General features: G+C 54.9%; 29 protein-coding genes. 16 read left to right on the top strand and 13 right to left on the bottom strand.

Going from position 1 to position 25,311, the window contains the following annotated elements:
• Positions 1-15 precede the first annotated feature (15 nt).
• From WA318_RS05385 to WA318_RS05345, 9 genes are all read left to right on the top strand, one after another.
• Positions 16-987, top strand: a complete 972-nt coding sequence (locus tag WA318_RS05385) for a rhomboid family intramembrane serine protease (protein WP_336080208.1) — start codon at positions 16-18, stop codon at positions 985-987.
• 44 nt (positions 988-1,031) lie between these two features.
• On the top strand, positions 1,032-2,072 hold the full coding sequence (locus WA318_RS05380; RefSeq protein ID WP_336080207.1) for a zinc-dependent alcohol dehydrogenase family protein: 1,041 nt from the start codon (positions 1,032-1,034) through the stop codon (positions 2,070-2,072).
• A 240-nt stretch (positions 2,073-2,312) separates the two neighbouring features.
• Complete coding sequence (napE, locus tag WA318_RS05375) at positions 2,313-2,486, top strand: periplasmic nitrate reductase, NapE protein (protein ID WP_114098004.1); 174 nt, start codon at positions 2,313-2,315, stop codon at positions 2,484-2,486.
• Positions 2,487-2,502: 16 nt separating this feature from the next.
• A complete protein-coding gene (gene napF / locus WA318_RS05370) occupies positions 2,503-3,027 on the top strand; it encodes a ferredoxin-type protein NapF (protein WP_336080206.1) in 525 nt (174 codons plus the stop codon).
• On the top strand, positions 3,020-3,271 hold the full coding sequence (locus WA318_RS05365; RefSeq protein WP_114098002.1) for a chaperone NapD: 252 nt from the start codon (positions 3,020-3,022) through the stop codon (positions 3,269-3,271). The genes napF and WA318_RS05365 overlap by 8 nt, the downstream gene beginning before the upstream one ends.
• 44 nt (positions 3,272-3,315) lie before the next feature.
• On the top strand, positions 3,316-5,820 hold the full coding sequence (gene napA / locus WA318_RS05360) for a periplasmic nitrate reductase subunit alpha (RefSeq protein ID WP_336080205.1): 2,505 nt from the start codon (positions 3,316-3,318) through the stop codon (positions 5,818-5,820).
• Between the two features lie 11 nt (positions 5,821-5,831).
• Entirely contained in the window at positions 5,832-6,296 is a 465-nt protein-coding gene (locus tag WA318_RS05355; RefSeq protein WP_443082633.1) for a nitrate reductase cytochrome c-type subunit, read from the top strand.
• Between the two features lie 12 nt (positions 6,297-6,308).
• Positions 6,309-6,899 carry a cytochrome c3 family protein gene (locus tag WA318_RS05350; protein WP_114097999.1) on the top strand — a complete coding sequence of 197 codons (591 nt, stop codon included), beginning with the start codon at positions 6,309-6,311 and terminating at the stop codon, positions 6,897-6,899.
• 21 nt (positions 6,900-6,920) lie between these two features.
• Positions 6,921-7,448: a DUF2478 domain-containing protein gene (locus WA318_RS05345; protein ID WP_114097998.1), complete on the top strand. Its 528-nt coding sequence runs from the start codon at positions 6,921-6,923 to the stop codon at positions 7,446-7,448.
• A 23-nt stretch (positions 7,449-7,471) separates the two neighbouring features.
• Here the strand turns inward: WA318_RS05345 and WA318_RS05340 are convergent, their stop codons facing one another.
• The 10 genes from WA318_RS05340 to rfaD form a co-directional block, all read right to left on the bottom strand.
• Positions 7,472-8,209 (bottom strand): glutamine amidotransferase-related protein, encoded by a 738-nt coding sequence (locus WA318_RS05340; protein ID WP_336080204.1) that lies wholly within the window; start codon positions 8,207-8,209, stop codon positions 7,472-7,474.
• Positions 8,210-8,353: 144 nt separating this feature from the next.
• Positions 8,354-9,457, bottom strand: a complete 1,104-nt coding sequence (ychF, locus tag WA318_RS05335) for a redox-regulated ATPase YchF (protein ID WP_336080203.1) — start codon at positions 9,455-9,457, stop codon at positions 8,354-8,356.
• A 67-nt stretch (positions 9,458-9,524) separates the two neighbouring features.
• Positions 9,525-10,310, bottom strand: coding sequence for an aminoacyl-tRNA hydrolase (pth, locus tag WA318_RS05330; RefSeq protein WP_336080202.1), 786 nt, complete (start codon positions 10,308-10,310; stop codon positions 9,525-9,527).
• A 15-nt stretch (positions 10,311-10,325) separates the two neighbouring features.
• Positions 10,326-10,946 carry a 50S ribosomal protein L25/general stress protein Ctc gene (locus WA318_RS05325; RefSeq protein WP_114097994.1) on the bottom strand — a complete coding sequence of 207 codons (621 nt, stop codon included), beginning with the start codon at positions 10,944-10,946 and terminating at the stop codon, positions 10,326-10,328.
• A 123-nt stretch (positions 10,947-11,069) separates the two neighbouring features.
• The gene (locus WA318_RS05320) at positions 11,070-12,002 is read right to left on the bottom strand and encodes a ribose-phosphate pyrophosphokinase (RefSeq protein ID WP_114097993.1); all 933 of its coding nucleotides are present in this window, start codon (positions 12,000-12,002) and stop codon (positions 11,070-11,072) included.
• A gap of 299 nt (positions 12,003-12,301) precedes the next feature.
• Positions 12,302-13,315, bottom strand: coding sequence for a hypothetical protein (locus WA318_RS05315; RefSeq protein WP_336080201.1), 1,014 nt, complete (start codon positions 13,313-13,315; stop codon positions 12,302-12,304).
• A 113-nt stretch (positions 13,316-13,428) separates the two neighbouring features.
• Positions 13,429-14,250 (bottom strand): peptidoglycan editing factor PgeF, encoded by an 822-nt coding sequence (gene pgeF, locus WA318_RS05310; RefSeq protein ID WP_336080200.1) that lies wholly within the window; start codon positions 14,248-14,250, stop codon positions 13,429-13,431.
• A 35-nt stretch (positions 14,251-14,285) separates the two neighbouring features.
• The gene (locus WA318_RS05305) at positions 14,286-15,419 is read right to left on the bottom strand and encodes a class I SAM-dependent methyltransferase (RefSeq protein ID WP_309471217.1); all 1,134 of its coding nucleotides are present in this window, start codon (positions 15,417-15,419) and stop codon (positions 14,286-14,288) included.
• A complete protein-coding gene (gene lgt / locus WA318_RS05300; protein ID WP_336080199.1) occupies positions 15,416-16,249 on the bottom strand; it encodes a prolipoprotein diacylglyceryl transferase in 834 nt (277 codons plus the stop codon). The genes WA318_RS05305 and lgt overlap by 4 nt, the downstream gene beginning before the upstream one ends.
• A 124-nt stretch (positions 16,250-16,373) precedes the next feature.
• Positions 16,374-17,360, bottom strand: coding sequence for an ADP-glyceromanno-heptose 6-epimerase (gene rfaD, locus WA318_RS05295; RefSeq protein ID WP_336080198.1), 987 nt, complete (start codon positions 17,358-17,360; stop codon positions 16,374-16,376).
• A 209-nt stretch (positions 17,361-17,569) separates the two neighbouring features.
• Between rfaD and WA318_RS05290 the strand changes: the two genes are divergently transcribed.
• Positions 17,570-17,884: an accessory factor UbiK family protein gene (locus tag WA318_RS05290; RefSeq protein ID WP_114097989.1), complete on the top strand. Its 315-nt coding sequence runs from the start codon at positions 17,570-17,572 to the stop codon at positions 17,882-17,884.
• A gap of 201 nt (positions 17,885-18,085) precedes the next feature.
• Entirely contained in the window at positions 18,086-18,592 is a 507-nt protein-coding gene (locus tag WA318_RS05285; protein ID WP_114097988.1) for a YbjN domain-containing protein, read from the top strand.
• Here the strand turns inward: WA318_RS05285 and WA318_RS05280 are convergent.
• Positions 18,589-18,891 carry a hypothetical protein gene (locus WA318_RS05280; protein ID WP_336080197.1) on the bottom strand — a complete coding sequence of 101 codons (303 nt, stop codon included), beginning with the start codon at positions 18,889-18,891 and terminating at the stop codon, positions 18,589-18,591. The two genes, WA318_RS05285 and WA318_RS05280, sit on opposite strands and share 4 nt — an antisense overlap.
• Positions 18,892-18,977: 86 nt before the next feature.
• Here WA318_RS05280 and proC point away from each other — a divergent pair, with 86 nt between their 5' ends.
• From proC to WA318_RS05260, 4 genes are all read left to right on the top strand, one after another.
• Positions 18,978-19,793 (top strand): pyrroline-5-carboxylate reductase, encoded by an 816-nt coding sequence (gene proC, locus WA318_RS05275; RefSeq protein ID WP_336080196.1) that lies wholly within the window; start codon positions 18,978-18,980, stop codon positions 19,791-19,793.
• Between the two features lie 36 nt (positions 19,794-19,829).
• Positions 19,830-20,516, top strand: a complete 687-nt coding sequence (locus WA318_RS05270) for a TetR family transcriptional regulator (RefSeq protein WP_336080195.1) — start codon at positions 19,830-19,832, stop codon at positions 20,514-20,516.
• Positions 20,517-20,744: 228 nt separating this feature from the next.
• Complete coding sequence (locus WA318_RS05265) at positions 20,745-21,197, top strand: phasin family protein (RefSeq protein WP_114098056.1); 453 nt, start codon at positions 20,745-20,747, stop codon at positions 21,195-21,197.
• Between the two features lie 184 nt (positions 21,198-21,381).
• On the top strand, positions 21,382-21,726 hold the full coding sequence (locus WA318_RS05260; protein WP_114097984.1) for a tRNA-binding protein: 345 nt from the start codon (positions 21,382-21,384) through the stop codon (positions 21,724-21,726).
• 86 nt (positions 21,727-21,812) lie between these two features.
• On the opposite strand, the gene WA318_RS05255 is transcribed toward WA318_RS05260, so the two are convergent.
• Positions 21,813-23,168, bottom strand: coding sequence for a PAS domain-containing protein (locus WA318_RS05255; RefSeq protein ID WP_336080194.1), 1,356 nt, complete (start codon positions 23,166-23,168; stop codon positions 21,813-21,815).
• A 201-nt stretch (positions 23,169-23,369) separates the two neighbouring features.
• Positions 23,370-24,146 carry a ferredoxin--NADP reductase gene (locus WA318_RS05250; protein WP_114097981.1) on the bottom strand — a complete coding sequence of 259 codons (777 nt, stop codon included), beginning with the start codon at positions 24,144-24,146 and terminating at the stop codon, positions 23,370-23,372.
• A 306-nt stretch (positions 24,147-24,452) separates the two neighbouring features.
• On the opposite strand from WA318_RS05250, the gene WA318_RS05245 reads away from it, so the two are divergent.
• A complete protein-coding gene (locus WA318_RS05245) occupies positions 24,453-25,136 on the top strand; it encodes a GntR family transcriptional regulator (RefSeq protein WP_336080193.1) in 684 nt (227 codons plus the stop codon).
• The last annotated feature ends 175 nt before the right edge of the window (positions 25,137-25,311 follow it).

The raw sequence follows: 25,311 nt of genomic DNA, 5'->3' as shown, positions 1-25,311 counted from the left end.
ACAGGCAATTCGTCGATGTTACCGATCAAGGATAACAATCCGACCACCATCACACCGTGGGTTACCTACGCCATTATCGCGCTTAATGTTGCGGTGTTTCTGGTCACTGTAAGTCTCGACCCCCGCTCCGCGCAGCTGGTCAATCTGCAATATGGCGCTGTTCCGGCCATTTTGTTTGGCCATGCCAATCTGCCGCCGGAATTTTCGCCCTTCCCGTCCGGCTTCGGTTTTTTGTCGATCTTCTCGGCCATGTTCATGCATGGCGGCTGGATGCATCTTGGCGGCAATATGCTGTATCTCTGGATCTTCGGAAACAATGTCGAAGATTCCATGGGGCATTTCCGGTTTCTGATGTTCTATCTGATCTGTGGTGTCGCCGCCGCCCTTGGTCACGGTCTCCTTGATACCCAGTCGCAAATCCCGATGATCGGTGCATCCGGTGCGCTGGCCGGGGTTCTGGGCGCCTATTTCCTGTTATTCCCCAAGGCGCGCATTCTTGTCTGGTTCTTCTGGGTGTTCATTTTCTATGTACCGGCCGTCTTTGTGCTCGGTTTCTGGTTCATCACGCAGATCATCAATTTCGGAAGCGGTGCCGGGGGCAACATTGCCTGGGTCGCCCATATTGCAGGCTTTATTGCCGGCATGGCCCTGATCCCGTTCTTCAAGCATCGCAACGTGCCACTCTGGCATGATGGGTCACCCGCACCGGCCTTTGGTATTTATCGCCCGGGTCGCAAAACACGCGGAACGGGTCGCGGGTCGAACATCCCGCCATGGGCGGCTGCCTATGAGGCGGAACGCGCTGCCAGGCATGCGAGCATGCGCAACGATCAGCGCGGCCCGTGGGGCAAGGAGGGCGAAAGTACCGATAAATCCCCGTGGGGTCGCTATCAGCCAAACCCGCCGCAGCAGCCAAAATCCAAACCGTCTGTTGGCGTTCCCAAAGTTGTCCGCTTGCATCCGGACAGCAACAGGGACGATACTTGACCAAACCTTGATAAAGCCCATCCTTCACGTCCCGGAGAAACACCATGCGCGCTGCCTATTTCACCGAATATCAGGGCCCGATCGAAGTCCAGAAACTTGACGATCCGACCCCGGCCAATGGCGGCGTTGTCATCAAGGTTGGCGCAACGGGACTGTGTCGCAGTGACTGGCATGGCTGGATGGGACATGACTCCGACGTTCAGCTTCCCCACGTTCCGGGCCACGAATTTGCCGGAACTGTGGTTGCGGTTGGCAAGGACATCAAACGCTGGAAGGAAGGCGACCGGGTCACCGTACCGTTTGTTTCCGGATGCGGTCATTGCCCGGAATGTCACAGCGGCAATCATCAGGTCTGCGACCATCAGTTCCAGCCGGGCTTTACACATTGGGGCAGCTTTGCCGAATATGTTGCCATTGACTATGCCGACACCAATCTGGTGCGCCTGCCCGATGAAATGGATTTCGCCACGGCAGCAAGCCTTGGCTGCCGCTTTGCTACCAGTTTTCGCGGCGTGATTGATCAGGGCAAGGTAAGTGCCGGTCAGATGGTTGCCGTCCATGGCGCTGGCGGGGTCGGGCTTTCGGCCATCATGATTGCGGCAGCAGCCGGTGCCTTTGTCGTTGCTGTTGATATTGATGACACCAAGCTTGAATTCGCCAAAGAACTTGGTGCCAACGCGGTTCTCAATGCGCGTGCCATTGATGACATTCCCGCCGCGATCAAGGATCTGACCCGTGGCGGTGCACATGTATCAGTCGATGCCCTGGGAAGCGCGGCTACCTGCTTTAACTCGGTTTCATGCTTGCGCAAACGCGGCAAGCATATCCAGATCGGACTGATGACCGGCGACCACGCCCATGCCAAAGTCCCGATGGACCGGGTTGTTGCCCATGAACTTGAAATTCTGGGCAGCCACGGCATGCAGGCATTTCGCTATGACGCGATGATCGACATGATCGAGACTGGCAAACTCGCCCCGCAAAAGCTGATCGGGGATCGAGTCACCCTGGCCGAAGGTGCCACCGCGCTGATGAGCATGAATCACTTTGCCGGAACCGGTGTCACGATCATTGACAGGTTTTAGACAAAATCTGCCAATTCCGCGCATGGCCTGAGACACAGCCACTTTTTATTATCGTTCTAATTATATTAATATATGACTTGTTATACTTAAGATTGCTATGACCGTCTAAATCCCCTTACACTCTGTCCGGGTATTCCCCATATGAAAACGGAATACCTTAAAGAGAATGCCGATTTTCGCACCGACCGCTGGCGAAAATAAGGTTTCCACCTCAGAAATGAGACAGAGAGAGACGAAACCATGACGGACCAAATCACTCTTGAAAGTGCCGACCGGCGCAAGAAAGAGCTTAGAAGCTTTCTGTTTCTGGCAGTTGTTCTGGCACCAGCGCTTGCGATTGCAATCGTTGGCGGGCTTGGTTTTTCAATCTGGATTTATCAAATGTTTGCAGGGCCGCCCGGACCACCGGTCTGACGGCGGAGGCTGAAAAATGCCTGAAACTCTCAAACAACCCAGCCGCAGGAATTTTCTGAACCGCTTGCGTCCGACGCAGGATCGCCGTGTGCATCCTGATGCGCATGCAATCCGCCCCCCCTGGGCTGTTAACTTTCACGCCAACTGCATCGCTTGTGGTGACTGTGTGCCTGCTTGTACGGAAGGGATCATCTCCCTTGATGACAAGCAGTTCCCGACGATTGATTTCAACAAGGGTGAATGCACCTTTTGCGGGGCCTGTGCTGATGCCTGTGCTGAGGATGTATTTGATCGCACAGCAAATCCGGCATGGCAGCTTGACATCACTGTTGCCAAAAACTGCTTTGCAGAACAGGGCATCTATTGCCGGTCTTGCGGCGATATCTGCCCGGAAAGAGCCATTCGTATTCCCCCGCAACTGGGCGGACGGGCGCGCGTCGTCATTGATGAAAGCACCTGCACCAGATGCGGTGCCTGTCAGACCGCCTGTCCGGCCGATGCCATCATGATCACACCGCAAAAGGAATACGCCCATGAATGAAGATATCGGGGTGATCTCCAGCATGATCGTTCAGGCAAGGCCCGAACAGATCACCATCATCAAAACCCGGCTCGAAGAGCTTGATGGCGCAGAAGTCACTGCAGAAGACGCAAATGGCAAGCTCGTCGTCGTGCTTGAAGCCGATACCGACCGCCAGCTTGCCGACACCATGCAAAAGATTGGCGAAATTCCCGGCGTTCTGGGCGTCAATCTGGTGTTCCATCACAGCGAAAAAGCCAACTGACGATTTCAATAGAATTTCCGACCTCTGGATCAAGGAACAATACGATGTTCAAGGCAAAGATATCCCGCCGAGATGCCCTCAAGGCCAAGGCCGCAGCCGTTGCTGCCGCTGCCGCTGGCATCAGCTTGCCGGCATCAGCCCAGAATCTGGTAACTGAGACCGAACACACCCAGCTCAAATGGTCCAAGGCCCCCTGCCGGTTCTGCGGCACGGGCTGTTCGGTGATGGTCGCAACCAAGGACAATCATGTCGTTGCGACCCACGGGGATGTTCTGTCCCCGGTCAATCGCGGTCTGAACTGCGTTAAGGGCTATTTCCTGTCCAAGATCATGTATGGCAAGGACCGCCTGACCCAACCGCTGCTGCGCAAAAAGAACGGTGTTTTTGACAAGAATGGCGACTTCGAACCGGTATCCTGGGACGAGGCATTCGATGTCATGGCCGAAAAATGGAAGGCCGCCCTCAAGGCCAAGGGACCAACCTCAGTTGGTATGTTCGGGTCTGGCCAGTGGACGGTGTGGGAAGGCTACGCTGCCTCCAAACTGATGAAGGCCGGTTTCCGTTCCAACAACCTTGATCCCAATGCCCGCCACTGTATGGCTTCTGCCGTTGTCGGCTTCATGCGCACCTTTGGCATGGATGAACCGATGGGCTGCTATGACGACATGGAAGCCGCCGACGCCTTTGTGCTTTGGGGCTCCAACATGGCGGAAATGCACCCGATCCTCTGGACCCGCGTCACCGACCGGCGTCTTTCGGCCCCGCATGTCAAGGTTGCCGTGCTTTCGACCTACGAGCATCGCTGCTTTGATCTGGCCGACATCCCGATGGTGTTTGAACCGCAAACCGATCTGGCGATCCTCAACTATATCGCCAACCACATCATTTCGACCAACCGGGTCAATACCGACTTTGTCAACAAGCACACCATTTTCCGCCGTGGCAACACCGATATCGGTTATGGTCTGCGCCCGGAAGATCCGCGCGAACAGTCGGCCAAACATGCCGCCGATGCCGGCGGATCAACCGACATGACATTCGACGAATATGCCGAATTCGTCTCGGAATATACCCTTGATAAAGTCCATGAGCTTTCCGGTGTTCCCAAGGAACGCCTCGAAGCACTGGCCGAACTTTATGCCGATCCGAACACCAAGGTCACATCGTTCTGGACCATGGGCTTTAACCAGCATACCCGCGGGGTCTGGGCCAATAACCTTGTTTATAACATCCATCTTCTGACCGGCAAGATTGCCGAGCCGGGCAACTCGCCCTTCTCGCTGACCGGGCAACCATCTGCCTGTGGCACGGCGCGTGAAGTCGGTACGTTCTCTCACCGCCTGCCTGCCGACATGGTGGTGACAAATCCCGAGCATCGCAAACATGCTGAGGAAATCTGGAAACTGCCGGATGGCACCATTCCCGACAAGGTCGGCTACCATGCGGTCCTTCAGAACCGCATGCTGCGCGATGGCAAGCTCAACGCCTATTGGGTTCAGTGCAACAATAACATGCAGGCCGCAGCCAACATGAACGAGGAAGGCTGGCCAGGCTATCGCAACCCGGAAAACTTCATCACGGTATCGGATGCCTATCCCACAGTTACGTGCGAAGCCGCCGATCTGGTTCTGCCGACGGCCATGTGGGTGGAAAAGGAAGGCTGCTATGGCAATGCCGAACGCCGCACGCATATGTGGCATCAGCTTGTTGACGCACCGGGCGAAGCCAAGTCCGACCTGTGGCAGCTGATGGAATTCTCCAAGCGCTTCACCATGGAAGATGTCTGGCCGGAAGAACTTCTGGCCAAGGCACCGGAAATGCGCGGCAAGACCCTGTTTGACGTGCTCTATCGCAATGGCAATGTCGACAAGTTCCCGCTTGAACAAACCGCCCCGGATTATAACAACCAGGAATCACAGGAATTCGGCTTCTATGTCCAGAAAGGCCTGTTTGAGGAATATGCCACCTTTGGCCGGGGTCATGCACATGACCTTGCACCCTTCGACGTCTATCACGAAGTCCGTGGCTTGCGCTGGCCGGTGGTCGATGGCAAGGAAACGCTTTGGCGTTATCGCGAAGGATACGATCCCTATGTCACACCGGGTGCCGGGGTCGAGTTTTATGGACACAAGGATGGCAAGGCCCGCATCTTTGCGCTGCCCTATGAACCTGCTGCCGAAAGTCCGGATGAAGAATATCCGCTCTGGCTATGCACCGGGCGCGTGATCGAGCACTGGCATTCCGGGTCGATGACCCAGCGTGTGCCGGAACTTTATCGTGCCTTCCCTGATGCCGTCTGTTTCATGCATCCTGATGATGCTGCCGAGCTCGGCTTGCGCCGTGGCGACGAGATCAAGGTAACCTCCCGACGCGGAAACATGCGCACCCGGGTTGAAACCCGAGGCCGTAACAAGCCGCCACGTGGACTGGTCTTTGTCCCCTGGTTTGATGCCAGCGAACTGATCAACAAGGTCACCCTGGATGCCACCGATCCGCTGTCAAAGCAGACCGACTTCAAGAAATGCGCCATCCGCATTGAAAAAGTGTGAGGGAGGAAACCATGAAACTCACCCCCAAATGGCTGCTTGCCCTTGCGATTATCGGCATCACAAGCATGGCGATGGCTGCGGAACCGATTACGACCCTGCGCAATGCCGCGCCCGATCAGGACTCCCCGGCACCACGCATCTCGAATTTCGAGGATAATAGCGAAAAACGTCCACGCAATTACCCCGAACAGCCGCCAACCATCCCCCATGATATCGAGGGATATCAGATTGATCGCAACGCCAATAAATGTCTGTCCTGTCATGCCCGTTCGCGTACGGGTGACAGCGGGGCACCAATGGTCTCGATCACCCACTTCATGGACCGCGACAGCCAGTTTCTTGCGGCAGTCAGTCCGCGTCGTTATTTCTGCACGCAATGTCACGTGTCACAAAAAGACGTCAAACCGCTGGTTGACAACACCTTTGTCGATATTGACCAACTCCTGCCAAACAACAGCACCCGCATCGCGGAATAAGGAGATTGGCTGATGATGAACTTTTTAAAACGGTACTGGACGGTTCTGACGACCCCCAGCGTGCATTACAGTCTTGCCTTCCTGACGGTCGGCGGCTTCATCGCCGGGATCATGTTCTGGGGTGGCTTTAACACCGCACTTGAAGCCACCAACACAGAACAATTCTGCATCAGCTGTCACGAGATGAAGGACAATGTCTACGAGGAACTGAAAACCACGATCCATTACAGCAACCGTTCAGGTGTTCGGGCGACCTGCCCGGATTGCCATGTTCCGCATGAATGGACCGACAAGATCGCGCGCAAGATGCAGGCATCCAAGGAAGTCTGGGGCAAGATCTTTGGCACCATCAGCACGCGTGACAAGTTCCTTGAAAAGCGGCTTGAACTTGCCCAGCACGAATGGGCACGTCTGTCGGCCAACAATTCCCTTGAATGCCGTAACTGTCATTCATCGGAATCGATGGATATCACCCGCCAAAGCCCGCGTGCATCCGAGGCCCATCAGAAATTTTTGTTCACCGGTGAAAAGACTTGTATCGACTGTCACAAGGGGATCGCGCATCATCTTCCCGATATGTCGGGTATTCCCGAATGGCAGTAAGTTAAAGATGGACCAAACCGCGTGACACAAAGCCAAGGCTTCCTTTTGGCCGGGATTCCATTCCGGCCAAAAGACCCGATTGACGACGTGCTGGGCGAAATCGCCGCAAGCATTGATGCCAACCGCATCGCAGGATATGTGCAAAAGCGCCGCAAGGACCGCGATTGCGGAACGCTTGTCTATGTGCGCAACCTGCGCAGCGGCGCAGAAATGCCGATCACCAAAAACCGTGGCGCAATGGCAAAGGGCTGCAAACTTGATGGCGATGCATTGTCATCGCTGTCCGAACAGCTCGAACGTGACGTGGAAACCCGGTGTGATCTGCTGATTGTTGCGCGCTTTGGCCGCAGCGAAGCTGATGGCAGGGGATTGCGTGATGTGATCTCGCGCGCTCTTGATCTTGATATTCCGGTTCTGGTCGGCGTGCGCGATGAATATGCCCCGGCCTGGGAGGAATTTCACGGCGGCATCGCCGATGATCTGCCCCTTGATGCCACGACCATCAGAAACTGGCTGGCAGACCATCTGAGCATTCCTGAAAACGCCTGAGACAGCCTGGCGTTTCTTCCCGATCAGTCGCAACACCCGAAATCGACCGGTGCACGGTCACGCGCCAGCACCCTGGCGGCAAAGCGTTCGAACCATTCCCCGAACGCCGCGTCATATTTGGCACGTCCCGCCCGTTGAATATCCGGTCCCTGACCGTTTGGTCGATCCGTCTTGGCCGCCGAATTTGACAGCCAGCGTTCATGGGTTTCATCATCGACTTCGGGATGGAACTGAATGCCCCAGATGCGCTCGTCAATGTGATAGGCCTGATGGGGGAATGTTGCCCCCGTCGCAATCAGTTCCGCCCCTTCGGGCAGACTAAATCCCTCGCTGTGCCAGTGATAGACCATCATCTCGTCGGGAAACAGATCACGCCCCGCCTCGGTCGCCTGCACCGGGTAATAGCCGATCTCGGTCAGGCCATCGGGATGGGCTTGCACCTCCGCACCAAGATGGCGTGCCATCAGCTGCGCGCCAAGGCAAATACCAAGATAAAGCGCATCACTGGCAACCACGCAGGGCAGGAAATCCATGATCGCGCGCACATTGCCCAGATCATCGTCATTGGCACTCATCGGGCCGCCAAACACTACAACCAGATGATAGCCCGTCAGGTCTTCGGGCAATGTATCGCCCTCGCCCGGGCGGCGAATATCGAACTCATAGCCATACTTGCGCAACACCGTTCCCAACCGTCCCGGCTGCCCGGTGGCGGAATTGAAAATCAGAAGAATGCGGTTGGCGGGGCTCAGTTCGTTCATCGGGACCTCATTGCTGCAAGAGCGAAGGGTGACGTTTTAGGCACAGTTTGACAAGTCCCCTGCCGTCAAAAAGGTTTTGCCACAACGGAAAAAGCCGCCACACAGGGTGCGGCGGCCTTTGATCCGAAACGAAAAAGCGATGGCTTAGACGTTGAATTTAAAGTGGAAGATATCGCCATCCTTGACGATATAGGTCTTGCCTTCCTGACGGAGCTTGCCGTTATCACGCGCACCGGATTCACCGTTAAATTCGATGAAATCGTCATAGGCAATGGTTTCGGCCTTAATGAAGCCGCGCTCGAAATCGGTGTGAATGACACCCGCCGCATTCGGCGCGGTCGCACCGTTATAAACCGTCCATGCGCGGGCTTCTTTCGGACCAACCGTAAAGAAGGTCAAAAGGTTCAAAAGCTTGTAGCCTTCGCGAATGACGCGCGCCAGACCGGTTTCTTCAAGACCAAGACCTTCAAGGAACTCTTTCTTGTCTTCTGCACTTTCCAGAAGGGCAACTTCCGACTCAATAGCCGCTGAAATCACCACCGAACGAGCACCCTGGGCTGCTGCCATTTCGGCAACCTTGGCCGAAAGCGCATTGCCATCCGCAGCACTGTCTTCATCAACATTGCATGCATAAAGGACCGGCTTGCTGGTCAGAAGCTGCAACATGCGGAACGCCTTGGCTTCGTCTTCGTTGTTCACTTCAACAACACGGGCCGGCTTGCCTTCGCGCAGAACTTCAAGGGTACGTTCAACCAGTTCCAGCGTCAGCTTGGCATCCTTGTCATTCCCTTTTGCACGTTTCTGCAAACCGGTAACGCGTTTCTCAAGGCTGTCCATATCGGCCAGCATCAGCTCGGTCTCGATGGTCTCGGCATCGCGAACCGGGTCAACCGACCCTTCGACATGGGTGATGTCGCCATCTTCAAAGCAGCGCAGAACATGCACAATCGCATCCGTTTCGCGAATATTGGCAAGGAACTGGTTGCCAAGGCCCTCGCCTTTGGATGCACCACGGACCAGACCGGCAATATCAACGAATTCGAGCTGGGTCGGAATGATGGTCGCCGATTTGCTAATGGCGGCAATCTTGTCAAGGCGATCATCAGGAACGCTGACACGACCGGTATTCGGCTCGATGGTACAGAACGGGAAGTTTGCTGCCTCGGCAGCAGCCGTCTGGGTCAGGGCGTTAAAAAGGGTCGATTTGCCAACGTTGGGCAGACCAACGATACCGCATTTGAATCCCATCTTTCCGGGCTCCGTAACTTGAATTTCTGTTCATCAGGATCGATCCGGGTATTGCCAGACCGAAAGACTATTTCTTTTTGCCAAATGCCCTGGCAAGGGCTTCGGCCATGGCCGAAGCTGCATTGCTGACCGGTGTGTCTGCGCGTTCCACGCGGACCTTTGCTGCACCGGACAATTCGTCCAATCCTTCGCCAGCCTGCCTTTGCAGACCCGCATCGGTGTCGCCATCATTCCCGGCCGGTTTGGTAGCCGGTTTGTCTTTCTTCGGCGCCTTGGGCTTGGGCGGGTTCACAATGGCCGAGACCTTGCTCATAAAGCCGCCATCATCGCCCTTGACCAGTCGCGCGAATTCCGCCGCAACCCCGTCCAGAAGCGCCATCAGCCAGCCTTCACTCTCGGCCTTGGAGAAATCCCCAAGAACATGGCCATGCACACGGGATTTTTCCCCCGGATGACCAATGCCAAGACGGACCCGGCGATATTCCTTGCCACAATGGGCATCAATGGATCGCAATCCGTTATGGCCGCCATGGCCGCCGCCGCGTTTGACGCGCAGCTTGCCCGGTGGCAGGTCCAGCTCATCATGCAGGACAATAACGTCTTCGACCGGAATCTTGTAGAAGCGCAGCACTTCGCCAACGCTTTGTCCCGAAAGGTTCATGAAGGTTTCCGGTTTCAGAACCAGAATCTTTTGACCGTTCAGTTCACCTTCGGAAATCTGACCCTGAAACTTTTTACGCCAGGGCCCAAAAGAATAGCGGCGGACGAGTTCGTCCGCCGCCATGAAGCCAATGTTGTGGCGATTGGCGGCATAGCCCGATCCCGGGTTTCCCAATCCAACCACCAAAAACATCGTAAGACCTCGATCTTATTCTTCGGTCGCTTCTGCGTCTTCGTCCGAAGCGGCATTTTCTTCCGACTTCAGAGCGGACGGAGCAGCAACGGTCGCAACGGTGAAGTCACGGTCGGTAATCGCAAGCTCAACACCTTTCGGCAGTTTGATTGCCGAGATGTGGATCGAGTCACCAACTTCAACACCCGAAAGGTCAAAGACCAGCTCTTCCGGAATTGCATTCGGAGCGCAGATAACTTCGACATCGTGACGGACAACGTTAAGAACGCCGCCTTTTTTCAGGCCCGGCGATTTCTCTTCGTTTTCGAAGCGAACCGGAACTTCAACATGGATGGTCTGGCCTTTTGCAAAGCGCAGAAGATCGATGTGAAGAATCTGATCGGTAACTTTGTCGAACTGAACGTCGCGCGGCAGAACTTCATATTTCTCTTTTCCGACTTCAACGGTCAGAACATGAGAATAGAAGCCCGGCTTATGCAGAAGTTTCCAAAGCGGACGCGGGTCGATCTGGAACAGAACAGCTTCCTGTTTTGCACCATAAATGACACCAGGGACCATACCGGCACGACGCACGGCACGGGCGGCCCCCTTTCCGGCCCGTTCACGGATTTCCGCAGTGATAACAGTGTTTGCCATCGGAAAATCTCCTTGAACTATAAAAATATTGTTCTCGCAGGTTGGTGAAAATCACCGCTGAAAGCCCACGAAAACAAGCGCGGTGGCCTCCAGGGGTGCCACCGCGACGAGGGCCTTATACCCTCAATCGAAAAGAACGGAAACAGATTTTTCTTCCGAGATACGGCGGATGGCTTCAGCCATCAGCGGCGCAATCGGAAGCTGTCGGATTTTAGTGCAGTCACGAACCGCATCCGATGCACGGATGGAATCGGTAGTGACAACTTCGGTCATCGGGGAATTGGCGATACGCTCAACCGCCGGGCCCGACAGGACACCGTGGGAAACATATGCCGCAACCGACGATGCGCCGCGTTCTTTAAGGGCACCGGCTGCATTGCAAAGGGTGCCTGCCGAATCAACGATATCGTCGACCAGAATGCAGGCTGCGTCTTTGACATCACCGATAACATGCATGACTTCGGAAACACCGGCCTGCGGACGACGTTTGTCGATGATCGCAAGTTCAGCATCCAGACGTTTTGCAACGGAACGCGCACGGGCAACACCGCCGACATCCGGGCTGACGATGACCAGTTTCTGGCCTTCGAACTTGTTGCGGATGTCGCTGGTCAGAACCGGCGATGCAAACAGGTTATCAAGCGGAATGTCGAAGAAGCCCTGAATCTGACCGGCATGGAGATCCATGGTCAGAACGCGGTCAGCACCGGCAACCGTAATCAGGTTGGCAACCAGCTTTGCCGAAATCGGGGTACGGGGACCGGATTTACGATCCTGACGGGCATAGCCGAAATACGGAATGACAGCCGTGATGCGACGTGCAGACCCACGACGCAGCGCGTCGAGTATCACCAGAAGTTCCATCAGGTTGTCGTTTGCGGGGAAAGAGGTGCTCTGAATGACAAAAACGTCCTCACCGCGGACGTTTTCCTGAATTTCACACCAGATTTCCTCATCGGAGAAACGCTTAACATCTGCGCGGGTAAGCGGCAGATTCAGATGGTCAGCAATTGCCTCAGCCAACGGGCGGTTACTGTTACCAGCGAGGATCTTCATAGCGGGGCCTCGGTTAATGGGTGCCGGGAAAGCGAAAAATCTTTTTGCGACTCCATCAACACAGATCAGCCAGGAGCGGTCCCGCTTGCCCCTGTCGCCCAAATGCCCGGAAACCGGGGAAACCCCGCCCGAACTGACGACATGTTCACGACACTCAAAGACCATTCATGGGCAAATCTGCACCATGGCAGTTCGCGGCGGCTTTATAACCAGCCGTTAACAGTCTGTAAATGGGGCCAATGACGAATAACGACAAGGCTGTCATGCATCAGGCGGCCATTCGCCACCTTAACGGAACCCTATCGGGCAGAAAGCGTCTTTCTATCTGCCCGCAACTGAAGCTTTTTGCGCGTGGCAATCTGGCCCAGAACACCTTCAAGTGTTTCGACCGCCGCCTGTGCCGCAAGCGATGCCACCGGCCCCCAGTATTTATCAAGACTGCCATGGGGCACGACATTGTTCTGGTTCATCTGACCAAGCTCGCTGCCGTTGGTTTCCATGATGATCCATTCAATGGATACCTTGTCGACTGGCGGGTTCTTGCTGTTTTCAACCGGTGTCACGGCAATGGTCGCGGACAGGATCACGCTGTTTTCATCGATTTCCCTGTTATCAACAAGAATGCCCTTGGATTGCAGCAACGCCCCGGCCGAGCGTGAAAGTGCCGTATTGCCATCGCCAGGTGCGCCGGAAAAATCGATCAGCGCAATCTTCATAAACGGCGCTGCCTTGAATGCCGACCGGTCACCGGTGATCATAAAGGCAATCTCGTCTGCCGGGGTCGCCACCAGACCGTCATAGGTCCTGATCATCGGGTCTTCCTTGATGCCGTCAAGTTCCCGGACCTTTTCAGCCAGATCCTGCGGGACCAGCAGACCGTTTTCTTCGGGACCGCCCGGTCTGTCGGCAAACCATTGTTCGGCAGAAAGTTCACCACTCGATCGTACCGTATCAATCGCCAGACCATCCGGGCGCATCAGAACCCAGGTCAGATCAAGCTTGGCACCGTCTTCGACAAGACTTGTTTCCACATTCGGACGCAGGATGTAACTGCCGCCTTCGGAACTGTCGCTATAGGCCGGGATATCACGGTTGCGCAAGGCACGTGCCATGGCGCGCGCCAGATGTGCCGACGCACCTTCGGGCAAGTCATCACCGCCTTCGACCCGCACCGTTCCGGTATCACGCAATTCCAGAAGTGACGGATCACCTTCACGTCCGGCCCCCTCGAACGGGCGCGGCAAATCACCACAGGCCGCAAGCGGGGCAATTGTCAGAACAAACAGAACAAGGGAACGGAGGATTGATGTCATAAGGCCACTTACATATTCACATCAAAACGCAACCAACCATGGTTGCGATGATCATAAAGAAAAACAACATAATCATATGCGGCATGACGTCTCCCCCTGAGCCGTGTTTGGCCCTACGCCTCTGTCAACATGATTGCGGAAAGTTGCCTACCGTAATCGGGCTCCTTGCGAAGCGTCGTGCGGCGGTAACTGTAAAAAAGATGTTCTTCGGCCAAGGTATCGCGCGCCACCAGCTCGACCGATGCAATCCCGGTCGCAATGGTCCGGCGCCGCACATATTCCGGCAGATCAAACATGAAATGTCCGTCCCGCACCGATGCGTCAAACAAATCATCATTGCCTTCGGGTCCGCCCAGAATGGTGTCGCGAAACGCGCCATCCACCTCATAGGATTTTCGCGCAATGCATGGCCCGACTGCGGCAGTGATGTTTTCGCGCTTCGCACCAAGCTTTTCCATCGCCGCAACCGTGCTGGCCGAAATGCCGCCATATGATCCGCGCCAGCCGGAATGGCAGGCCCCGATCACACCGGCAACCGGATCATGAAACAGCACCGGCGTACAATCGGCCGTCAGAATGCCCAGCATGATGCCCGGACGGTCAGTAACCATCGCGTCGGCCCTGGGTGCCTCGTCACGTGAAAGCGGCTTGTTAAGAACGGCAACATCGGTGCCATGCACCTGATAGACCGTGGTCAGATTTTCGGAAATTGTCGCAAAGGCCGATGCGGCACGCGCGCGGTTCTCGGCAACCCGGTCCTTGTCATCATCGGACCCGAAACCGACATTGAGTCCGCCATGAATACCGTCACTGACCCCGCCCTTGCGACTAAGGAACCCGTGGCGCAACCCGTGTTTGCCCGACAGGCGTTCGGCTTCAAACCATGTCAGCCCGTTTGACGAACGTTCGATACCGTCAGTAATCGGATGGGTCATGGATCGGTGGCTCCGTCGTTCTGGTTGATCGGTATTTAGCCCGCAACGCCACTTACACAAGGTGGCGGGGTTGTATTGCGACCATATCCGATCAGAACTTTAAAAAGCGTTCCCATCTGGTCGGCATCAATCAGCCGTGCCAATGCCTGATCAATGGCAACGGCCTGTTGTTCATCGGCACTGGTTTTCAAAAGCTCGGCACGCTGTTCAATGCCCAGCATTTTAAGGAATGTACCCTGCGTCAAAACCGCACCTGTGCGTCCGCCTGCTTCATTCATCGTCCGTGCAATGGCTGCAAAATCCACATGTGCGGTCAGATCGGCATCGCCCGGATCGCTCAGGACCGGATGATATTCATGGCCCTTTAGTGCCTGCAACGTATCGCCAAAGGCACTGCTCGGATGCCCGTAATCAATAAACAGTGCCGCGCCCTCTGTTTCATTCAGACGCCGCGCAATCTGATCAGCAATGGCGATTGCCGGGGCGCAACTTTCAAAGATGTCACCCTTTTTGGCTGTCCCGCGCAATGTGGCCGGGATCAGTGCGTCGGTCACCGGGGTTTCGCGTCCACGGACAAATCCAAGTTCGCCACTATTGGCATCAACACCAACCAGCCGCTCGGCCCAGCCATGATCGCCCCGTTCGAACTGACGGATCGGAAGGGCGTCAAAGAATTCATTGCCAATCACAATTGCGGGCACGCCCGCACGTGTCGGGATATCGTCAAACGCTTCGTGCCAGGTTGCCGGAATGCCATATGCCATGATGGCAGTTTGCTGATGGGTGCGCAGAACCGGGCTGGTTTCGACAAACCGCACCGTCAAGGCGTCACCAATACCCGGCACATTGCGCACAGCCCGCAAGGCATCGGACATCAGCGTCCCGCGTCCCGGTCCCAGTTCAATCAGATCGATCTTGGGCGGACAGCCCAGTTGCTGCCAGGTCACGGCGGCCCAAAGACCGATCAGTTCCCCGAACATCTGGCTGACTTCGGGTGCGGTAATAAAATCACCGGCACGCCCGAACGGATCCTGTTTGCGGTAATAGCCATATTCCGGATGGGCCAGCGCCTCATTCATGAAATCGGCAATGCTGATCGGCCCGGAAAGCGCAATCCGGCGCTTGATATGATCCAGAAGCGGGCTATCGGTTTCAGGCAGCTGGCTCACGCGGCTTCTGCCTCTTTGGGATGCTGACGGGTTTCAATCGGCTTGGATTTCATTGCATAGACAATGCAACCGACCCCGAACAGCACCATCGGGATCGACAGAAGCTGCCCCATCGTCGCCCCACCGGCAAGGAAGCCAAGCTGTGCATCGGGCTGGCGGAAGAATTCGACAATGATCCGCGAAATGCCATATCCGGCAACGAATGTTCCGCCAAGAATGCCCGGACGATGACGCACAAAGGCACTGCGCGACAAGGCAAACAACACAACAAACAGGATCAGACCTTCAAGGGCTGCTTCATAAAGCTGGCTCGGATGGCGCGGTTCCGGTCCGCCATTGGGGAATACAATGCCCCAGGCCACGTCGGTGGTGCGCCCGAACAGCTCGCCATTGATGAAGTTGGCAATGCGCCCGAAAAACAGACCAATCGGGGTTGCGACAGCCGCGGCATCAAGTACGGCAAGGATCGAAATCCCGCGTTTGCGCGCAAACAGGATGATCGCGACGATGACCCCCATGAACCCGCCATGGAATGCCATGCCGCCCTGCCAGACCTTAAGGATATTGGCCGGATTTTCGAGATAATATTCCAGATTGTAAAACAGGATATATCCCAGCCGCCCGCCAAGGATCACACCAAGTGTGGCCCAGAACAGCAAATCATCAACGTCCCGTTTGCTCATGATGTTGGGCGACTTGGTGCAGTAATAAACCACATACTTCCACCCCAGAAGCAGCCCCGCGATATAGGCCAGCGCATACCAGCGAATGGCAATCGGGCCGATGGAAATCGCAATCGGGTCTATCGCCGGAAAGGCAAGGCTCAGCATCGGGGAAACTCCGGTTGGCAGAAGCAGTTAAATCGAACGATCATGTTCGGGTGATGATCCTGATGTCCCAAAGGATATGGGCAGCATCATGGCAAACAGACCGATGCTGCGGATCCACATCCTGTTAACGGAACGGATCTTCGGTCGCGAGATAATCCTGAATATAAAGACGCACCCCTTCTTCAAGGGATGTCATGTCACGATCATAGCCCGCCGCACGCAGCTTGTTCATATTGGCTTCGGTGAAATACTGGTACTTGTCACGGATGGATTCCGGGGTCGGTATATAATTGATGACCGGCTCCTTGCCCATGGCATCAAAGACGGCAAGGGCAAGGTCCTTGAAACTGCGCGCCTTGCCGGTCCCGATATTGAACAGATCGCTGACCTGTGGATTGTCATAAAGCCACATGATGATACTGACCACATCACCGACCCAGACAAAGTCACGCAGCTGTCCGCCATCCTCGTAATCGGGATGATGGGATTTGAAAAGTGTTGCGGTTTCACCAGCCGACAGCTTGTCAAACATCTGCGAAACCACCGAACGCATACCGCCCTTGTGATATTCATTCGGGCCATAGACGTTAAAGAATTTCAGGCCGGCCCACTGTTTCGGGCGGAAGCCGTTCTGATCGAGAATACGGCGGAAACGACGGTCGGTCGCATGCTTGGACCAGCCATAGGCATTGAGCGGTGCCAGCTTGGCAAGATCAGCTTCTTCAAAGCTGTCATCAAAGCCCTGCTTGCCATCGCCATAGGTCGCGGCCGAGGATGCATAGATCAGTCGTGCCGAATGGCGCGCACACCAGTCCCAAAGCCAGGTCGTCAGTTTCAGGTTGTTGTTCAGGATCTTGTCGGCATCGGTTTCCGTGGTCGCGGAAATTGCACCCATATGGAAAATCGCATCGACATTGCCCGAATGCTGTTCAAGAAAAGCAGGCAGTTCGTCGGGATGGACAATGTCGCGCAGATTGCGCTTGGCAATGTTTTTCCACTTGATGCCGTCGCGCAGGCGATCAACGACAACAATGTCGGTTTCCCCGCGTTCTTCAAGGGCAGCAACAATATTGGAACCGATAAAGCCGGCACCACCGGTGACGATAAGCATTGCATTCTCCTGGCGGGCAAAACCCATTGATCGAACTTTCTGGTCACTTTATAGGACCGCCCCTGATCTGGAGCAAGAAAAGCCAGTCAAAATCACGATATCGTCACAGCAAGTTCGCCAGATTGCCCTTTGCTGACGATCAGCTTGCTCTATGACAGCGAACACCCATATTATGCGCAACACATTGATCCCAAAAGCCGGAGACCATCATGCAGATCAACAACCGCATTCTCGACGACATTACCCGCGTGACCAATTCTGCACTGGGCACCATGACGGGCGTCAAAGGCGAAGTTGATGCCCTTGTCCGTCAGCAATTCGAAAAAATCCTGATGGGCATGGATATGGTCACCCGCGAAGAATTCGACGTCGTCCATGATGTCGCGATCAAGGCCGCCGAACGCATTGACGCGCTTGAAGCCCGCATCGTCGAACTTGAAAAGCGTCTCGAAGCAGCTGAAGCCCCTGCCAAACCGGCGGCAAAACGCGCGGCCTCGAAACCGGCTGCAAAAAAAGACGCCTGATCGCCGTTTAAATCCCCACATAAATGGATGTGGGCCGTCTATCAGGATCGCTGAAAGGTCGATCAGGACGGATAAAACGGACCGGGCTTAAGCCGAGTTCCAAAATTCATTGCGCTCCTGCGTCGCAGGACGGTTGAAAGACGGCGGGCACCGGCATATAGTGCGCGCCCTTTCGCACATGCTTATACAGGCTGGGTATATATGAACGACCAACTCGACGATATTGGCGATCTGGGCGACGAAAATCCGTTGCTCCTTGTCGAAGATATCGCTCGCACGAACCAATGGCATCTGGAACGACGCAGCACCGACGAGGTGGTGGTCGAGATTCCGGCCCATTGGTGTACTTATCTGGTCTATTTCACCTGGCGCGACGATGCCGAGGCGCTGCATATCGCATGTTGCTTTGACCTGTTTGTGCCCGAACCCCTGCGTCCGCGCATGTACGAGCTGGTTGCCAAATGCAACGAACAGCTCTGGATCGGGCATTTCGGGCTGTGGCTTGAAGAAAACATGCCGCTGTTCCGCCACACGCTGTTGTTTGGAGGAGACGTTCCCCCGATGGTCGAACAGTTCGAGGAACTGATCGATATCGCGATTTCGGAATGCGAACGCTTCTTCCCGGCCTTCAACTTTGTTCTCGGCCAGGGTCAATCCCCGGACGATGCCCTGACCCATGCAATGCTCGAACCGGCAGGTCAGGCCTAGGACCACACCAGACCATCACAAACCATCCCGGCAATGTGCCCGGTGGTTTGACTGATCTGACGTATCAGGACGGCATGATTGCCGTCCTTTTTCGTTGCAATGCAGTTTTTTTTTCGCAAGCAGCCGCTTTTTTGCCAAACAAAACAAATCGCGCAAAGCTGCATCTTGGGCATGGCCTGACAAAACAAAATCCCGCAAAGCCCGGCCTTGTCAGGCAAAGCCACCTTCAATGTGGATAAACACGCTTTTTCAAAGCTCTCCTGCCATGGGCCCTTGTCCTTTGCACTGACTTGACCCACCTTGAGAAGATCGCTACGGCATTACATCAAGACTGTTGATAGCCTCATCATCAACAGAACCCGATGGATAAAGCGGAGCAGATTTTATGAATACGCGTCTTTTGCTGGTCGGCTGTGGCAAGATGGGCAGTGCCATGCTTGAAGGCTGGCTGGCCCAGGGCCTCAAGGCTGACAATGTCTATATCGTTGAACAGGCCGAAGCCGCCGAAAAGCTTGAAGCAAGCTATGGCATTCATGGGGTTACCGACGTTGCCGGCATTCCGCAGGACTTTATCCCGCAGGTCATCCTGTTCGCCGTCAAGCCGCAGGTCCTGCCAGATGTGATTGACGCTTACAAACCGCTTGTCCGTGCAGAAACCGTCTTCCTGTCGGTTGCGGCGGGCAAGACCATTGAATTCTTTGCAAGCCATCTGGGCAAACTGGCCCGCATCGTACGCGCCATGCCCAACACCCCGGCGGCTGTATCGCGCGGCATGACCGTCATGTGCCCGACCGAAAATGTCAGCATCGCCCAGCGCGACATGTGTGAAACCCTGCTGTCCACGGTCGGACTGGTTTCCTGGGTCGAGGATGAAAGCCTGATGGATGCGGTTACCGCCCTTTCGGGCAGTGGCCCTGCCTATATCTTCCATCTGGTCGAAGCCATGGCACAGGCTGGCGAAACTGCGGGCCTTCCCGCCGATCAGGCCATGCTGCTTGCCCGCCAGACCGTGATTGGTGCCGGCTTCCTTCTTGATGCCAGCGAAGAAACCGCCGCCACCCTGCGTCAGAATGTCACAAGCCCCGGCGGCACCACGGCCGCGGCATTGAATGTTCTGATGGATCAGGAAAACGGTCTGCCGGAACTGATGACCCGTGCTATCGAAGCCGCCCGCAAACGTTCGGTCGAGCTGGCAAGCTGATCGACATTTCGTAATCTGACCTGACAGGAGACGCTCATGCCCGCCAAAAAGGATATCCCAAATATCCTGATCGATGCCGCCCTTAAACTGGCTGCCGAGAAAAGCTGGCATGACGTCACCATGATCGATATCGCCCGGTCTGCTGGCCTCAGTCTGGCCGACTGCCATGCGCACTGCAACGGCAAGGGCGATCTCCTTCGTCGCTTCATCCGCAAGATTGATCACGAAGTTCTGGCCGATCTTGATGCCGATGATTTCAACGAACCCGGCCATGATCGCCTGATTGCCGTGATCATGGCGCGGTTTGATGCGCTGGCTGATTATCGCCCTGCCCTGCGTTCGATCATTGCTGCACGCGGTGATCTTGGCCCGGCGGACTCGATCCGGGCAATCAAAAGTCATTTTGGTTCGATGCGCTGGATGCTGGATGCTTCGGGTTTTCGGACATCCGGCCTTCACGGGTCGCTGCGCGTTACCGGACTGACGGCAATCTATGCCCGCACCTTCCGTCAGTGGCTTGATGATGACAGCACCGACTTTGGTCCGACGATGGCCTATCTTGATCGCGAACTGTCGCGTGCCGCCGATTGGGACGGGCAGGTTGAAAAAGGTTTGGGCAAGGCCGCAAAACTGTGTCGCAAGCTTTCCGAAAATTGCCGCCGATTCTCGTCGGAAAAATCATCGGACACGACCGACACAACGGCCCCAGATCTGCGTCAGTAAAGACAATCAGGTCGCGCTTGATATCTAACCCCCTGATCTGACGCAGCAATTCTCAAAACCCAACCCAAGGGATTTTGCAGACACAAAACATTAACCCTAAAGTTATTGTGCAGTGCAAAATAATCCTTGACGCATCCGGCTCATTCCGGCATATTGCAGTTGAATTTGTGCGGCGCACAATAGCGCCTCATTCCACACCTGTTGCAAATGTTGATGGAGTGCAAAACCATGACCGCCGCAAAAAAGGCAACCAACCCGTTCTTTGACCTCGACTTCACCAAATACACTGCGGACTTCAAACTTCCGGGTGTTGACGTGAATGAAATGATGGCTTTCCAGCGTAAAAACGTGGAAGCCCTCACCAAAGCCAACAAGGTAGCCTTCGACGGTTTCCAGGCTGTTGCTCAGCGTCAGAGCGAAATTTTCAAAGCGCTGCTGGATAAAGTTCAAACCCAGGGCAAAGATTTCGCTGCTACTACCGCTGACGACCCGATGGCTACGGCTGCCAAGCAGACCGAAGCCGCGAAAGCTGCATACGAAGACGCACTTTCGACCGCCAAGGAACTGTCTGGTCTGGTAACCAAGTCCCAGGAAGAAGCTCTTGCTCTTCTGCAGGCTCGCTTTACCGAATCCCTTGATGAATTCAAGGCAGCGATCGAAAAGACCGCTGCTGCGAAGTAACAGCTTTCCGCTGATAACTTCCCGTAATCTACTTGATGGCAGGACTGCAAGGTCCTGCCATTTTCTTTTGTCTGCTCCGCGGATTTTGCTCAAACTCCGGAATTTGCCCACCCGCGATGCTTTGGACTTATCAGCCTGATTTCCGAACAGTAAGCTGTCTTCATAACAAGGAGGCCCTTACCCAATGAACGAAATCAGTTTTGATGATTTTCTGAAAGTCGATATCCGTGTCGGCACAGTGATCGACGCACAGGAATTCCCCGAAGCCCGCCGTCCCGCCCTTAAGCTGTGGGTGGATTTCGGCCCCGAGATCGGCACCAGAAAAACATCCGCCCAGATCACCAAATATTACAGCCCGGAAAAACTGATCGGCCGTCAGGTTGCCGGTGTCATCAATTTCCCCAAAAAACAGGTCGGTCCCTTCATGTCCGAATTCCTGTGTCTTGGTTTCCCCGATGGTGCCGATGACAAGGGCATCGTCCTGATCCGCCCGGACGAGGATGTGCCCAATGGCGCACGCCTGTTCTGATCGCGGAACCTGTTCCCCCCAAAAAAACAGAGGGACAGGCACCAAAGATGCCTGTCCCCGCTCGTGCCGCGCTATCTTTTTACAGATTAGCGCGCCAAAACTACCGATGCCTCGCGCGTGCGACCGACCGCCACCGCCATTTCTTCCGACACCATCTGCAATCCCGAAAGCAACCCTTGCGAAGTCGCAAGCGACGTCTGAACACCATGCATCTCGCTGGTGACCTGCGATATGACATCGCCTTGCTTCTCGACAGCCACCGAGACAACAGCCACACGGTTCAGCATCGCTTTCATGTCCAGACGCAGGGCGGTCAATATGCGCACATTCTCGCTGACGCATTCATCAAGATTGTCGATCCGTGCCTTGAGTTCGGGCGTATCCCTTGCGCCGGCACGCACCGCATCCAGTGCATTTTCCATCGCGACGGCGGCAACATCGCCTTCGATCACCGTATCGAAAACATGATCGGCCACAGATTGCAATTCCGTCATCCGTTGGGCGCTTTCCTCGACGCATGACACCAACCGTCCGGCGATCATGCTGCTGGCTTCAAGATGAACCTGTGCCAGACGACATGCCTTGGCGACCCTTTCGTAATTCTGATCGAACTTGCACAAACTGCGGTCAATATCAATGAAGCTTGAATCAAGGGTCGTTTTCAAATCACCCAGCGAATGGACTTCGCCCGTGATATCGACAGCAAATTTGACAATTTTACGAACCGTGCCATCCGGGGCAAAGACCGGGTTATAGGTTGCCTCAAACCAGACCTCATCACCGTCCTTTCCGACCCGTCTGAATTGCCGGGCGCTGTATTTTCCGTTGGCAAGAGATCGCCAGAATGCGCGGTAGTCGGCACTTTGAGCATAATCGGGTTCGACAAACATGCTGTGATGCAGGCCGACAATTTCTGCAAGTTCATATCCCATGATCGAAAGGAAATGGTGATTGGCTGTCAGAATATTGCCTTTCACATCGAACTCGACCACCGCATGGCTATGCTCAATCGCATCGACCTTGCCCTGCAGGTCAATAAGCTTTTCATGACGTTCGGTAACATCAACACCAAGCCGCATGATTGCGCTTACCGCTCCCTTGCAATCACGTATCGGGCCATAGGTCTCCTCGACCCAGATAAGATCACCCTGTTTGGTCACACAGGGCAGAACAACCCGCTTGCTCTTTCCGGCGCGCAACTCGATCCAGCACAGATCATAGTCCGGTCCGTTGACCACCTCGGCAGGCAGAAACATGGAATGATGTTGCCCGACAACTTCGCTTTCGTCATATCCGGTCATCGCCAGAAATCGCTCATTGACCCTGATGATCCTGCCATTCAGGTCAAATTCAGCCACGGCGAATGACACATCAACAGCAGCATGCAGGTCATATGACAGATCATTGCGATCTTGCCCGATAGACGAAACAACGGAATTCATGACGGCTCTCCCGGATTGTTGCCTGGCGCAACGCTAAACATATTCGTTATCGTGAATATATTACCGGGATCGCGTCCCCACTATCCTCATATGGGGAGGACATAATACACTCGTATAGGGTGCAGATCCTTCGATGCCCAAAACAAAAAGGCATGGCGATTATCTGCCATGCCTCTTTTAATGGATCGCCGGAAAGAAGTTTTATTTCTCGACGAAAGCTTTCTCGATCACGAAGTGACCGGGTTCGTTCATATTGCCTTCCTTGCCGCCCCACTCGACCAGCATCTGGCGGGTATCAGCAATCATTTCCGGGTTGCCGCACAGCATGAAGCGATCATTTTCAAGGGTCGGCTTGGGCAGACCAAGATCATCATAAAGTTTGCCCGACTTCATGAGTTCGGTAATACGGCCCTGGTTCTTGAACTCTTCACGCGTGACGGTCGGATAATACAGAAGCTTGTTCTGCACATCTTCGCCGAAGAACTCGTTGTTCGGGAGTTCGCTATGGATGAATTCCTGATAGGCCAGTTCGCGAACTTCGCGGCAACCATGCACAAGAATTACCTTCTCATAGCGCTCATAGGTTTCGTAATCGCGGATGACGCTCATGAACGGGGCCAGACCGGTACCGGTCGACAGCAACCACAAATTCTTGCCCGGCAGCAGGTTGTCATGGATCAGGGTTCCGGTCGGCTTCCGCCCGACAAGGATCTTGTCCCCAACCTTGATATGCTGCAAGCGCGAGGTCAGCGGACCGTTCGGCACCTTGATCGAGAAGAATTCAAGCTCTTCATCATAGTTCGCGCTGACCATCGAATAGGCGCGCAGAAGCGGCTTGCCTTCTACTTCGAGTCCGATCATCGCGAACTGACCATTGATGAATCGGAATCCCGGATCGCGGGTGGTTTTGAACGTGAACAGAGTGTCAGTCCAGTGATGGACGTAAGTGACTGTTTCTTCGTTAAAATTGCTGGCCATAACGCTACATCAATCCGTTTCGTCTGTCTGTGTGTGGAACCGTGGCGGGAAACACGGAGTTTTATCCCGGCACGCATTCCATGCCAAGTTGGCGCGATTTAACATCAACTAACCGTATATCGCAACAAAACAATCCATATTTCTTGTCATTTTGTGTAATTTATATAAAACAATAAAAATTAAGTGTAGAATATTGTCTGACAATCAGGCACATTAGGCAGAACAGACCCGATTGACAAGCTTTTGGTCAGGTTAGATATACCCTGGCTTGCCTCGATACAATGACACATCTCAATGCGGTGACAGATGACTCGATCAACCGGCGAAATGTCTGATGCTCTGACCGTTCAGCAGATTGCAGATGCAATCACCAACGCCATCCGCGAAGGACGTCTGGCCCCCGGACAGAGACTGACGGAAATTGACTTTGCCAAAAAACTTGATGTCAGTCGCCCGTCGGTTCGCGAGGCCTTTCGTCAACTGACCTCTGACGGATTGCTGCATTCCCAACCCTATCGCGGGGTCAGTGTCCGGCACATGACACGGCGCGAAGTCGATGATCTTTTCACAGTTCGCGGCGCACTCGAAGGTTTGGCTGTTCGTCTGGCAACCCCTGCACTTGCCGGGACGATATCCCCGCTTGAAGACATCCAGACCGCGCTTGACGCCGCCGAGGCCAGCCGTGACCTGAATGCCATGTCCCAGCATAACCTTGCCTTCCATATGCTGTTTGCCGATGTCAGCAAGAATGAACTGCTGCGCGAACAGCTGCGCCGGATTGCCAATAACGTCTATTGGCTGCAATTCCGGGTTCTGGTGGCCGACGAAAAGGTTCTTGCCACCAACGCCACCCATCGCGACCTGCTTGAAGCGGTGCGCGCCAATGATCCCAAACACGCCGAAGCCATCATGATTGCCCATGTCGACCAGTCACGGCAACTGGTTCAGGCGCTGTCTGACGATCACTTTGCCAACCCGCAAGCCGACTGATCGCCAATAGTCGGTGTCAAATACCGTCATCCCGGCACAACACGCAGGTGCAGCTTCCCGCGATCTGACTTGCACGAACAGAAGTCGGCACTGGCGTGATCAGTAACAGGCTTCATGGCTAACGCGGGCTGCTCGCAACACACCAAGTTTGACCGCCGGATGATATTTTGCACCT

Source organism: Thalassospira sp. CH_XMU1448-2, assembly GCF_037027285.1.
Taxonomy (GTDB): domain Bacteria; phylum Pseudomonadota; class Alphaproteobacteria; order Rhodospirillales; family Thalassospiraceae; genus Thalassospira; species Thalassospira profundimaris_C.
Note: the sequence above shows the minus strand (reverse complement) of the source record. Positions and strands in the feature narration are given on the sequence as shown.